The sequence below is a fragment of the Streptomyces sp. NBC_01077 genome (genome assembly GCF_045162855.1).
Taxonomy (GTDB): domain Bacteria; phylum Actinomycetota; class Actinomycetes; order Streptomycetales; family Streptomycetaceae; genus Streptomyces.
Genome location: NZ_CP108669.1, coordinates 8115620 through 8128198, shown reverse-complemented (window position 1 = coordinate 8128198; position 12579 = coordinate 8115620). Strand labels below are relative to the sequence as shown.

Annotated in this window: 11 protein-coding genes; 6 read left to right on the top strand and 5 right to left on the bottom strand. The window is 71.7% G+C overall.

All coding sequences use genetic code 11. The annotated features are described in order from the left end of the window. Nucleotides 1–59: 59 nt before the first annotated feature. Nucleotides 60–380, bottom strand: a complete 321-nt coding sequence (locus OG462_RS36660) for an L-rhamnose mutarotase (protein ID WP_406066857.1) — start codon at nucleotides 378–380, stop codon at nucleotides 60–62. 184 nt (nucleotides 381–564) lie between these two features. On the opposite strand from OG462_RS36660, the gene rhaI reads away from it, so the two are divergent. From rhaI to OG462_RS36630, 6 genes are read left to right on the top strand one after another with little or no spacing between them, the layout of a single operon-like run. Then, nucleotides 565–1731 (top strand): L-rhamnose isomerase, encoded by a 1167-nt coding sequence (gene rhaI, locus OG462_RS36655; RefSeq protein WP_406064553.1) that lies wholly within the window; start codon nucleotides 565–567, stop codon nucleotides 1729–1731. Nucleotides 1732–1772: 41 nt separating this feature from the next. Then, nucleotides 1773–3896, top strand: a complete 2124-nt coding sequence (locus OG462_RS36650) for a bifunctional aldolase/short-chain dehydrogenase (protein WP_406064551.1) — start codon at nucleotides 1773–1775, stop codon at nucleotides 3894–3896. Beyond that, entirely contained in the window at nucleotides 3893–5398 is a 1506-nt protein-coding gene (locus OG462_RS36645) for a rhamnulokinase family protein (protein ID WP_406064549.1), read from the top strand. Before OG462_RS36650 ends, OG462_RS36645 begins: the two co-directional genes overlap by 4 nt. Beyond that, a complete protein-coding gene (locus OG462_RS36640; RefSeq protein WP_406064547.1) occupies nucleotides 5398–6114 on the top strand; it encodes a (Fe-S)-binding protein in 717 nt (238 codons plus the stop codon). The genes OG462_RS36645 and OG462_RS36640 overlap by 1 nt, the downstream gene beginning before the upstream one ends. Continuing rightward, complete coding sequence (locus tag OG462_RS36635; protein ID WP_406064545.1) at nucleotides 6111–7535, top strand: LutB/LldF family L-lactate oxidation iron-sulfur protein; 1425 nt, start codon at nucleotides 6111–6113, stop codon at nucleotides 7533–7535. Before OG462_RS36640 ends, OG462_RS36635 begins: the two co-directional genes overlap by 4 nt. Then, nucleotides 7532–8203 (top strand): lactate utilization protein C, encoded by a 672-nt coding sequence (locus OG462_RS36630; protein ID WP_406064543.1) that lies wholly within the window; start codon nucleotides 7532–7534, stop codon nucleotides 8201–8203. Before OG462_RS36635 ends, OG462_RS36630 begins: the two co-directional genes overlap by 4 nt. Nucleotides 8204–8340: 137 nt before the next feature. Here the strand turns inward: OG462_RS36630 and OG462_RS36625 are convergent, their stop codons facing one another. From OG462_RS36625 to OG462_RS36610, 4 genes are read right to left on the bottom strand one after another with little or no spacing between them, the layout of a single operon-like run. Next, on the bottom strand, nucleotides 8341–9366 hold the full coding sequence (locus OG462_RS36625; protein ID WP_406064541.1) for a LacI family DNA-binding transcriptional regulator: 1026 nt from the start codon (nucleotides 9364–9366) through the stop codon (nucleotides 8341–8343). 29 nt (nucleotides 9367–9395) lie between these two features. Next, nucleotides 9396–10310 carry a carbohydrate ABC transporter permease gene (locus tag OG462_RS36620; protein WP_406064539.1) on the bottom strand — a complete coding sequence of 305 codons (915 nt, stop codon included), beginning with the start codon at nucleotides 10308–10310 and terminating at the stop codon, nucleotides 9396–9398. Next, a complete protein-coding gene (locus tag OG462_RS36615) occupies nucleotides 10307–11239 on the bottom strand; it encodes a carbohydrate ABC transporter permease (protein ID WP_406064537.1) in 933 nt (310 codons plus the stop codon). Before OG462_RS36615 ends, OG462_RS36620 begins: the two co-directional genes overlap by 4 nt. Next, a complete protein-coding gene (locus OG462_RS36610; RefSeq protein WP_406064535.1) occupies nucleotides 11236–12549 on the bottom strand; it encodes an ABC transporter substrate-binding protein in 1314 nt (437 codons plus the stop codon). The genes OG462_RS36615 and OG462_RS36610 overlap by 4 nt, the downstream gene beginning before the upstream one ends. Between the last annotated feature and the right edge of the window lie 30 nt (nucleotides 12550–12579).

The window sequence follows — 12579 nt, the reverse complement described above, 5'->3', positions numbered from 1 at the left end:
CGGCCCCTCGGAGGCTCCCGGGTTCCGGGGCCCGGCGCCCGCCGTCCTCCCTCGGTCCCTCACGCGAGGTGGAACACCTCCGTCAGCGGGCGCATGGCGGCATCGGGTGCCTGCCCGTCGAGTTCCTCGAAGAACTCCGCCATCTCGGCCTGCCAGCGTGCGTTGACCTCGGTGGCCTCCATCGCGGCACGCGCCCGGTCGAAGTCCGGTGTCTCCAGGTAGCCGACGAGCAGCCCGTCCTCGCGGAGGAAGAGGGAGTAGTTGTGCCAGCCGGCCGCGGAGAGCGCCGTCAGCATGTCGGCCCAGACGTCCGCGTGGCGCGCCCGGTACTCCTCCACCCGCTCGGCCCGGACCTTGAGCAGGAAACAGACCCGCCGGATGCTCCCCGCCCCCGTCCCCGACATCCTGCCTCCCCTTCACTGAAATGTTTCATTTCCGTGCGTCCGGACGCTAGGGCGTCCACATGATCGTGGTCAAGAGTCTTGACGACACCCGGCGCGATAGCTAGCTTCCCCGGATATCTGAATCGATTCATTTCAAGGCTTCGAGGACTCCGAGGTGGACATGCCCGACATCGCTGCCGTGAAGGCCGCACTCGCCGCCCAGCGGATCGAGACCCCCTCCTGGGGCTACGGCAACTCCGGCACCCGCTTCAAGGTGTTCGCCCAGCCGGGCGTGCCCCGCACCCCGTACGAGAAGCTCGACGACGCGGCGCAGGTCCACGCGTACACCGGCATCGCCCCCAAGGTGTCCCTGCACATCCCCTGGGACCGGGTCGACGACTGGGCCGGCCTCGCCGCGTACGCGAAGGAGCGCGGGGTCGAACTGGGCGCGATCAACTCCAACACCTTCCAGGACGACGCCTACAAGCTGGGGAGCGTCTGCCATCCCGATCCCGCCGTGCGCCGCAGGGCCGTGGAGCATCTGCTCGACTGCGTCGACATCATGGACGCCACCGGCTCGGCGGATCTGAAGCTCTGGTTCGCGGACGGCACCAACTACCCGGGGCAGGACGACGTCACCGCCCGGCAGGAGCGGCTCGCGGAGTCCCTCGCCGAGGTGTACGCGCGGCTCGGCGAGGGCCAGCGGCTGCTCCTGGAGTACAAGTTCTTCGAGCCCGCCTTCTACGCCACCGACGTGCCGGACTGGGGGACCGCGTACGCCCACTGCCTCAAGCTCGGCCCGAAGGCACAGGTGGTCGTGGACACCGGCCACCATGCGCCGGGCACCAACATCGAGTTCATCGTCGCCCTGCTGCTGCGGGAGGCACGCCTCGGCGGCTTCGACTTCAACTCGCGCTTCTACGCGGACGACGACCTGATGGCCGGCGCCGCCGACCCCTTCCAGCTCTTCCGGATCATGCATGAGGTCGTCAGGAACGGCGGCCTGGCTCCCACGGCGAACATCGCCTTCATGCTCGACCAGTGCCACAACATCGAGGCGAAGGTCCCCGCCGTCATCCGCTCGGTCATGAACGTGCAGGAGGCCACGGCCAAGGCGCTGCTCGTCGACGCCGACGCCCTCGCCGCCGCCCAGCGCGACGGTGACGTGCTCGCCGCCAACGCCGTCCTGATGGACGCCTACGCCACCGACGTACGCCCCCTGCTGCGCGCGCTGCGCGAGGAGCGGGGTCTCGACCCGGACCCGGTCGCCGCCTACCTCCGCTCCGGACGCCAGGAGCGGATCGCCGCGGAACGCGTCGGCGGCGAACAGGCCGGCTGGGGCGCGTGACCGCCCCCGCACTCCCTCCGCTCTCACCCCGAAGGACTTCCATGGCCGCCTCCGCCACCCCTCCAGACGCCACTCCGCTCGACGCCACCCCTCCAGATGCCACTCCTCTCGACGTCACCGCTCCCGGCGCCACCCCTCCCGAAGTCGCCGACCTCCTCGCACGCGCCCACCGGCTCGGCTCCGACCCCCGCACCACCAACTACGCGGGCGGCAACGCCTCCGCCAAGGGCTCCGTCACCGACCCCGTGACCGGGGCCGCGACCACCCTCATGTGGGTCAAGGGCTCCGGCGGTGACCTGGGCACACTCACCGAGGACGGGCTTGCGGTGCTCCGCCTCGACCGGCTGCGCGCACTCGCCGACGTGTACCCGGGCGTGGAGCGCGAGGACGAGATGGTCGCCGCCTTCGACCACTGTCTGTACGGGAAGGGGGGCGCGGCCCCGTCCATCGACACCGCCATGCACGGCCTGGTGGACGCGGTCCACGTCGACCACCTCCATCCCGACGCGGGGATCGCGCTCGCCTGCGCGGCCGACGGCGAGAAACTGACCGCCGACTGCTTCGGCGACACGGTGGTCTGGGTGCCGTGGCGCCGTCCCGGCTTCCAGCTGGGCCTGGACATCGCGGCGGTCGAGGAGGCTCATCCGCAGGCGATCGGCTGTGTCCTCGGCGGTCACGGCATCACCGCGTGGGGCGACACCTCGGAGGAATGCGAGCGCCGTGCGCTGCACATCATCCGGACCGCCGAGGCCTTCCTCGCCGAGCGGGGCGGGCCGGAGCCGTTCGGGCCGGAGGTCGAGGGGTTCGGTCCGCTGCCCGAGGCCGAACGGCGGGAGCGCGCCGCCGCCCTCGCCCCGTACGTCCGGGGTCTCGCCTCCCAGGACCATCCGCAGGTCGGTCACTTCACGGACTCCGACGCGGTGCTCGACTTCCTCGCGCGCGCCGAGCACCCCCGACTCGCGGCCCTGGGGACGTCCTGCCCCGACCACTTCCTGCGGACCAAGGTCCGGCCGCTCGTCCTTGACCTGCCGGCCGACGCGCCGCTCGACCGGGCGGTCGAACGACTGCGGGAGCTGCACTCGGCGTACCGCGAGGAGTACGCGGCCTACTACGCGCGGCACGCCACCGAGGGCTCCCCTGCGATGCGGGGCGCCGACCCGGCGATCGTGCTCGTGCCCGGGGTCGGCATGTTCTCCTTCGGCCGGGACAAGCAGACCGCGCGGGTGGCGGGCGAGTTCTACGTCAATGCCGTCCAGGTGATGCGGGGTGCCGAGGCGGTCTCGTCGTACGCGCCGATCGAGGAGTCCGAGAAGTTCCGGATCGAGTACTGGGACCTTGAGGAGGCCAAGCTGCGGCGGATGCCGAAGCCGAGGCCGCTGGCGACCCGGGTGGCGCTCGTGACGGGGGCGGGCAGCGGCATCGGCCGTGCGATCGCGCACCGGCTCGTCGCCGAGGGGGCCTGTGTGGTGGTCGCCGATCTGAACGCGGCGAGCGCCGAGGCCGTCGCGGAGGAACTGGGCGGCCCCGACAAGGCGGTGGCCGTCGCCATGGACGTCACGTCGGAGGAGGCGATCGGGGCCGCGCTCCGGGCGGCGCTGCTCGCCTTCGGCGGGGTGGACCTGGTCGTCAACAACGCCGGCATCTCCATCTCCAAGCCGCTCCTGGACACCACGGCGCGGGACTGGGACGTCCAGCACGCGATCATGGCCCGGGGTTCGTTCCTCGTCTCGCGGGAGGCCGCGCGGGTCATGACCGCGCAGGGCCTGGGCGGCGACATCGTGTACATCGCCTCCAAGAACGCGGTGTTCGCGGGCCCCCACAACATCGCGTACTCCGCCACCAAGGCCGACCAGGCCCATCAAGTACGCCTTCTGGCCGCCGAACTGGGTGAGCACGGGATCCGTGTCAACGGCGTCAACCCGGACGGGGTCGTGCGCGGCTCGGGCATCTTCGCGGGCGGCTGGGGCGCGCAGCGGGCGGCCACGTACGGCATCGCGGAGGAGGAGCTCGGCGCGTTCTACGCGGGCCGCACGCTGCTCAAGCGGGAGGTGCTGCCCGAGCACGTGGCCAACGCGGTCTTCGCGCTGACGGGCGGCGAACTCAGCCACACCACCGGGCTGCACGTGCCGGTGGACGCGGGCGTGGCGGCGGCCTTCCTCCGATGAGCGTCCCGTTCCGCTCCTCGGCCGCCGGCGTCTTCGCCGCCGCCGATCTCGGCGCCACCAGTGGGCGGGTGATGCTCGGCCGGGTGGGTCCCGGACGGCTCGGCCTCAGCGAGGTCCACCGCTTCCCCAACACCCCGGTCCTGCTGCCCGACGGGCTGCGCTGGGACGTCCTCGCCCTGTTCCGGGGGATCCTGGACGGGCTGCGGGTGGCCGGCCGCTCCGGCGAAGTCGCCTCCGTCGGCGTCGACGCCTGGGCGGTGGACTACGGACTCCTCGACGCGGACGGATCCCTGCTCGGCGCTCCGTTCCACTATCGCGACCGGCGTACGGAGGGGGTCGCGGAGGGCGTCCTGGCACGGGTCGGCGCGGCGGAGCTGTACCGGATCACCGGTCTCCAGCACCTGCCGTTCAACACCGTCTTCCAGCTCGCCTCCGCCGCCGGCAGCGTCCAGCTCTCCACGGCCCGGACGATGTTGCTGATGCCCGACCTGATGGTCCACTGGCTGACCGGAAGCGTCGGCGCCGAGGAGACGAACGCCTCCACCACGGGCCTCTTCGACGCCCGTGAGGGTGTCTGGGCCAAGACGCTGCTCGCCGGGCTCGGCATCGAGCCCGGGCTTCTTCCGCCGCTCCGCGCTCCGGGCGACCCGGCGGGTGAACTCCTGCCGTACGTCACCGAGTCCACCGGCCTGCCCGCCGGTACGCCGGTGACGACGGTCGCCTCGCACGACACCGCGTCGGCCGTCGTCGCCGTCCCCGCCACGGCACCGGACTTCGCCTACCTCTCCTGCGGGACCTGGTCGCTCGCCGGCCTCGAACTGGACTCCCCGGTCCTGACCGAGGAGTCCCGGGCGGCGAACTTCACCAACGAGCGCGGGGTCGACGGAACCATACGATTCCTGCGGAACATCATGGGCCTGTGGATCCTGGAGGAGTGCCGCCGGACATGGGAGGGACAGGGACTGCCCGTCGGGCTCGACGAGCTGCTCGCGGAGGCGGCGCGCACGGAGCCGTTCGCGGCACTCGTCGATCCGGACGCGCCGGAGTTCCTCGCCCCCGGTGACATGCCGGAGCGGATCCGGGCGTACTGCCGCCGCACCGGGCAGCCCGCCCCCGGGAGCCCGGGTGCTGTGGTCCGGTGCGTCCTGGAGAGTCTGGCGCTCGCCCACCGCCGCACGCTGAGGCGGGCCGCCGGACTGGCGGGCCGGGAGGTCGCGCGGGTCCATCTGGTGGGCGGCGGAGCCCGTAACGCACTGCTCTGCCAGTGGACCGCCGACGCCACGGGGCTGCCCGTCGTCGCGGGACCCGTGGAGGCCACCGCCCTCGGGAACGTCCTCGTCCAGGCGCGGGCCGCCGGGCTCGTCGGCGACCTCGACTCGATGCGTCGGCTCGTCGCACGCACGCAGCCCCTGCGACACTACGAACCGCGCGACGACCGCGCCGGCCGGGCCGCCTGGGACGCGGCCGCCGACCGACTCGAACCGTCCCCGAGGAACCCGTGATGCGTGTCGCCCTCTTCGTCACCTGCGTCAACGACGCCGTCTTCCCCGCGACGGGCGTGGCCACCGTCCGGGTCCTCGAACGCCTCGGCGTGGAGGTCGACTTCCCTGCTGCACAGACCTGTTGCGGGCAGCCGCAGTTCAACACCGGGTACCGAGCGGAGACCGCGCCGTTGGTACGCCGGACGGTCCGGGCCTTCGAGGGGTACGAGTACGTCGTCACCCCGTCGGGTTCGTGCGCGGCGATGGTGCGCCACCACTACGCCTCGTTCGGCGCGGAGGCGGCGGGCCTGGCCCCGCGCGTGTACGAGCTGACGGAGTTCCTGGTGGACGTGCTCGGGGTGACGGACGTGGGCGCGTACTTCCCGCACCGGGTGACGTACCACCCGTCCTGTCACGGTCTGCGTCTCCTCGGGCTCGGGGAGCGGCCCCGGCGGCTCCTGGAGGCGGTGAAGGGTCTGGAGCTCGTGGAGCTGCCGGGCGCGGAGGAGTGCTGCGGCTTCGGCGGCACGTTCGCGGTGAAGAACCCGGACGTGTCGGCGGCGATGGGCGCCGACAAGATCGCGAACGCGCTGTCCACGGGCGCCGAGGTCCTATGCGGCGCGGACAACTCCTGCCTGCTGCACGTGGGAGGCATGCTGAGCCGGCAGGGGGCGCCGCTGCGCGCGGTGCACCTGGCGGACATCCTGGCGAGCACGGAAGAGGAGCCCTGGCAGTGAGCGGAACGTATGTCGGCATGCCGTCCTTCCCCGAGGCGGCGCGGGAGGCGGTCGGGGACCCGACGCTGCGTGCCAACCTGAAGCACGCGACCCACACCATCCGCGACAAGCGGGCGCGTGCCGTGGCCGAACTCGACGACTGGGCCGCACTGCGCGAGGCCGGGAAGGCGATCAAGGACCGGACGCTCCGTCATCTCGATCGCTACCTGGTCCAGTTGGAGGAGGCGGTGACGGCGGCGGGCGGCACCGTGCACTGGGCCGCCGACGCGGCCGAGGCGAACCGGATCGTCACCGACCTCGTCAAGGCCACCGGTGAGACGGAGGTGGTCAAGGTCAAGTCGATGGCCACCCAGGAGATCGGGCTCAACGAGTATCTGGAGGCCGAGGGGATCGCCGCGTTCGAGACGGATCTGGCGGAGCTGATCGTGCAGCTCGGCGACGACCGCCCCTCGCACATCCTGGTCCCGGCCATCCACCGCAACCGGGGCGAGATCCGAGACATCTTCCTGGAGAGGATGGGGAGTTGGGGGAGGCCGGCGCCGGAGGGGCTGAGCGACACCCCGGCCGAGCTCGCCGAGGCGGCCCGGCTGCACCTGCGGGAGAAGTTCCTGCGGGCCAAGGTCGGGATCTCCGGGGCGAACTTCATGGTCGCCGAGACCGGCACCCTCGTCGTCGTCGAGTCCGAGGGCAACGGCCGCATGTGCCTGACCCTGCCGGAGACCCTGATCTCCGTCGTGGGCGTGGAGAAGGTGGTGCCGAGCGGGCGGGACCTGGAGGTGTTCCTCCAGACCCTGCCGCGCTCGTCGACGGCCGAGCGCATGAACCCGTACACGAGCATGTGGACCGGCACGAGCGACGCCGACGGGCCCGACCACTTCCATCTGGTGCTGCTCGACAACGGGCGCACGGACGCACTCGCCGACGAGGTGGGACGGCAGGCGCTGCGCTGCATCCGCTGCTCGGCCTGTCTCAATGTCTGCCCGGTGTACGAGCGGGCCGGCGGTCACGCGTACGGCTCCGTCTATCCCGGGCCGATCGGCGCGATCCTCACCCCCCAGCTGCGGGGCACGGTGAGCGAGATCGACGCCTCCCTGCCGTACGCCTCCTCGCTCTGCGGGGCCTGTTACGAGGTGTGCCCGGTGGCCATCGACATCCCCGAGGTCCTGGTGCACCTGCGCGAGCGGGTCGCCGGGGAGGGCGGGAAGGGACACCGCCTCGAACGGGCGGCGATCAAAGCCGCCTCCTGGGTACTCGACCACCCCACCGCCCTCGCGGCGGGCGAACGCCTCGCCTCCGCCACGCGCGCGTTGCACCCGAAACGACTGCCGGGCCCGGGCGCCCGTCAGTGGTCCGAGCACCGCAACCTGCCCGAACTGCCCGCCGAACCGTTCCGCGACTGGTGGAAGAGGAACCGCACGTGACCGACTCCCCCGCCGACACCCCGGGCGGCCGGCCGAGCGGCTCCCGTGAGCGGATCCTCGCCCGGATCCGCGCCGCCGTCGCCGACGCGTCCGAGGCCCCGGACGTCACCCGCGACTACCTGACGCGCCACACGAACGAGGGTCCCGACGGCCTCCTCGACCTGCTCCACGAGAACCTCGCCGACTACCGCGCCCACGTCCACCGCACCGCGCCGGACGGTCTGGCGGGCCTGGTCGCACGGCTCCTCGCGGAGCGCGGTGCCCGCAGCGTCGCCGTACCGGCCGGACTGCCCGAGGGGTGGCTCGCATCGGCGGAGGCCGAGCGGCGGATCGACGAGCCCCTGCTCACCGCGTACGAGCTCGACGGGATCGACGCCGTGGTGACGGGGTGCGCGCTCGCCATTGCCGAGACCGGCACGATCGTCCTCGACGGTGGCCCGGGGCAGGGCCGTCGCGCCCTCACCCTCGTTCCCGATCTGCACCTCTGTGTGGTCCGGGCCCCGGAACAGGTCGTGGCCTCCGTCCCGGAGGCGCTCCCCCGGCTCGACCTGACGCGCCCGCTGACCTGGATCTCGGGCCCGTCCGCGACGAGCGACATCGAACTCGACCGGGTCGAGGGCGTCCACGGGCCCCGGACGCTGGAAGTGATCCTGGTGACCGGCGGCTGACACGGCGAAGGCGAAGGAGCGGCCGCACCCTGAAAGGTGCGGCCGCTCCCCTGACGCACGCGCTGTGTCGCTCCCCTGACGCACGCGCTACGCCGATTCCCTGCCATTCGCGCTACGCCGATGCCCTGACGTACTCGCTATGCCGATTCCCTCCGGACGAGCTCCGTCGGCAGGATGACCGCCGCCGGTTCCTCCCCCGCTATCCGGGCGAGCAGCGTCCGTACCATCTCGGTGCTGATCCGGTCCCAGGGCTGGCGGATCGTGGTGAGCGAGGGGCGGGAGGACAGGGCCGCCGGAGAGTCGTCGAAGCCTCCGACGGCGATGTCCTCGGGGACCTTCCGGCCCGCGCGGGCGAGGGCGTCGAGGACGCCCTGCGCCATCAGGTCGGAGGCGACGAAGACGGCGTCGATGTCCGGGGCGCGCTCCAGGAGGGCGCGGGCCGCGTCCTCGCCGCTGGCGCGGCTGTAGTCGCCGGTGGCGACGAGCGTCTCGTCGGCGGGCAGCCCGAACTCGGCGAGCGTCTCGCGGTATCCGGCGAGGCGCTCCACCCCGCCGGGGGTGTCGAGCGGGCCGCTGACGGTGGCGATCCTGCGCCGCCCGGAGGCGTACAGGTGGCGGACCATGTCGCGGGCGCCGTCGCGGTCGTCGGCGGCGACGTAGCCGATCTTGGCGGTCTGGCCGAGCGGCTTGCCGCAGGCTACGACGGGGACGCCGGCCTCGTGCAGCCGGGCCACCACGGGGTCCCCGGAGTGGCTGGAGACGAGGAGGACTCCGTCGACGTGACCGGCCTCGATGTAGCGGAGGTTGCGGCGGCGCTCGTCCTCGGTGCCCGCGATCATCAGGAGCAGGGGGATGTCCTTGGCCGCGAGCGCCTGGGTGCACGCGCGGAGCAGCACGTTGAAGTTGGGGTCCTCGAAGAAGCGTTCCTGCGGTTCGGTGAGGAGGAAGGCGACCGAGTCGGACTTGCCGGTGATCAGCGAGCGGGCGTGCCGGTTGACGACGTAGCCCGTTCTTCGGATCGCGGCGTCGACGGCCGCTTTGGCCGTCGGGCTGACGTAGTGGCCGCCGTTGAGGACGCGGGAGACGGTGCCGCGCGAGACGCCGGCCTCGCGGGCCACGTCGTGGATGGTCGCCGGGCGGCGCCTGCTCGCTGCTGTGCTCATGCTGTGTGTTTCCCCTCGATCCCCTGTGCTCAGGACTTTACGGCGCCGGAGAGCAGGTCGAGGCTCCAGAAGCGCTGGATGAGGAGGAAGAGGGCGATGAGCGGGACGATGGCGAGGAGTGCACCGGTGATCACCAGGGTGTAGAGGGCGGGCTGTCCGGCGCCCTGCTTGAGGAGGGTGAACAGGCCGACGGTCATGGGGAACTTCTCGTCGTCGCCGAGCATGATGAACGGCAGCAGGAAGTTGTTCCAGATGGCGACGAACTGGAAGAGGAAGATCGTCACCAGGCCCGGGGACATCATCGGGGCGGCGATCCGCAGGAAGATCCGCCACTCCCCGGCGCCGTCCATGCGGCCGGCCTCGACGAGTTCCATGGGGACGGCGGCCTCGGCGTAGACCCGGCCGAGGTAGACGCCGTACGGGGAGAGGATCAGGGGCAGCAGGACGGAGGCGTAGGTGTCCGTCATGTCGGCCTCGGCCATGAGCAGGTACTGCGGGATGGCGAGGATGACCGGGGGCATGAGGACGCCGGCGAGCATCACGTTGAAGAAGGTCTCGCGGCCGCGGAAGCGGTAGACGGCGAGGCCGTAGCCGGCGAGCGCCGAGACGATGGTCGACAGGACGGCGCCGAGGCCCGCGTAGAGCAGCGAGTTGCCCATCCAGCGCCAGTAGATGCCGTCGCGGTACGCCCCCAGGTCGGCGAGGTTGTCGGTGAAGCCGTCGCCGGGCAGGAAGGTGAAGGTGGAGAAGAGGTCGGCGCCCGACTTGGTGGCGGCGACGAGGACCCAGGCGACGGGCAGCAGGCAGTAGACGGCGCCGAGGACGAGGGCGGTCGTGGGAAGCAGGGCGGTCCGGCGGGGCCGGGGAGGACCCTGGGAGGTGCCGGGGGTGGTGCCCGCGGCCGGGGCCGCTTTGTGGAGCGGCGGGGAGGCGAGCCCGGTCATCGGGTTGCTCCTTGCGTGGTGCGGCGGTTGGAGATCCTGAGGAGGGCGAAGGAGAGGACGAAGGTGGCGAGGGCGAGCACGACGGCGGTGGCCGAGGCGGCGTGGATGTTCCCGCCGGTGAAGGCGTCGTTGTAGACCTTCATCAAGGGGCTCCAGGTGGTGGGGATGCCGTTGGTGAGCGGCCGGAGCGTGGTGGGCTCGTTGAAGACCTGGAGGGTCGCGATGATCGAGAAGAAGAAGGTGAGCACGAGCGAGGGCGCCACCATCGGGATCTTGATGCGGAGCGCGATCTGGAACTCGGAGCAGCCGTCGAGCTTGGCCGCCTCGTAGACCTCGGTGGGCAGGGAGCGCAGTGCGGTGTAGATGACGATCATGTTGAAGCCGGTGCCGCCCCAGACGGCGATGTTCGCCATGGCGAGGTAGAGCGGCGTGCCGTCCATGAGGTCGGGCTGCGGGAGGCCGACGGCGTCGAGGACGTAGAAGAAGGGGCTGACGTCCGGGAGGTAGAGGAAGCCCCAGAGGAGCGCCGCGATGACCCCGGGGACGGCGTACGGGAGGAAGATCGCGAGCCGCGAGAAGCTGCGGGCCCGGACGCGCTCCGAGTCGAGGAGGAGCGCGAAGAAGAGCGCGAGGCCCAGCATGACGGGGACGACGATGGCGCCGTAGCCGAGGATGCGCAGGGCGCTGGCGGCGAGTTCGGAGTCGGTGAGGGCGGAGGTGTAGTTCCCCAGGCCGGCCCAGACCTCGCTGCGGGCTCCCTTGCCCAGGCCGAGGCCCTTGATCTCGATCTTGTGGAAGCTGAGCCAGACCGCGTAACCGATGGGCAGGGCGAAGAAGAGGGCGAAGAGGACGGCGGCGGGGAGGAGGAAGCCGTACGGGGCCGCCTTGACCCCGTACGACCGGCGCACGCCCTGAGGGGGCTGCGTCACTTGGCGACCTCGAAGCCCTGCTTCTTCAGGTCCGCGACGGTGGCGGACTGAACGGCGGACAGGGCGGTGTCGAAGCCCGACTTGGCCTTGGCGGCCTTGCCGAACTCGTCCTTGAAGGCGGTGTAGGCCACGTTGACGTTGGGGCCCCAGGCGGCCGGCGCGGTGGTCTTCGCTATCTCGGCGGCGCGGGTGTAGAAGTCGGGCTGGTTCGGGAAGAAGGCGGGGGCCTGGGCGAGGGCGCCGCTGGTCTGGGCCGCGGTGGCGGCCGGGTAGATGCCGCCCTCCTTCACGAGCGCGGCGAGGGCGACCGGGTCGGTGTTGAGCCAGGTGGCGAACTGGGCGGCGGCCTTCTTGTGCTTCGAGTCGGTGGTGACGGCGGTGGAGGAGCCGCCCCAGCTGCCGGTGGAGGAGCCGCCCTCGGTCCACTTCGGGAGGGGGGCCATGGCCCACTTGCCCTGGGTGTCGGGGGCCGCGGTGGTGAGGACGCCGGGTGCCCAGACGGCGCTGACCCAGGCGAGCTGCTCGCCGGTGTTGAGGGCCTTGTTCCAGGCGGGGGTGTACATCGGCTGGTTGTCGACGGCACCTTCACCGACCAGGCCGCCCCAGAAGTCGGTGACCTTCTTGGTGGCGGCGTCGTCGACGCCGACCTTCCAGGTGTCGCCCTCGAAGGTCCACCACTTGGCGCCGGCCTGCTGCGAGAGGCCGGCGAAGAGGCCGGAGTCGTTGGCGGAGAAGGTGGTCAGGGACTTGTCCGGGGCCTTCTTCTTCAGGTCGCGCGCGGTGGTGGCGAACTCCTCCCAGGTGGTGGGGACGGAGAGGCCGTACTGCGTGAAGAGGTCCTGGCGGTAGAAGAACATCAGCGGCCCCGAGTCCTGCGGCAGGGCGTACACGGCCTCGCTGCCGAAGGTGGTCTGCTGCCAGATGCCGGGGGCGAACCTGTCCTTGACGCCCGCGACCTCGCCGGCGATGTCCGCGAGGGCGTCGTTGGAGACCAGGGTCGGCAGCGCCTGGTACTCGGCCTGGACGAGGTCGGGGGCCTTGTGCGCCTTGGCCGCGGTGATGACCTTGGTGACGAGGTCGTCGCCGGAGGCCTGCTTCTGCACCGTGACCTTGATGTCGGGGTGTTCGGCGTTCCAGAGGGCGACGACCTTGTCCATCCCGGGGGCCCACGCCCAGTACGTGAGCGAGACGGGGCCGGATTCGGCCGCCGCCTCGTCGCCGGAGTCGGAGGATCCACAGGCGGTGAGCGCGGTGGCGCCGAGGAGGACGGCGGTGGCGGCGGCGAGGCTGCGGCGCATCGTGTGGGGCATGGGTACTTCTCCCTGACCGAAAGGGGCCTC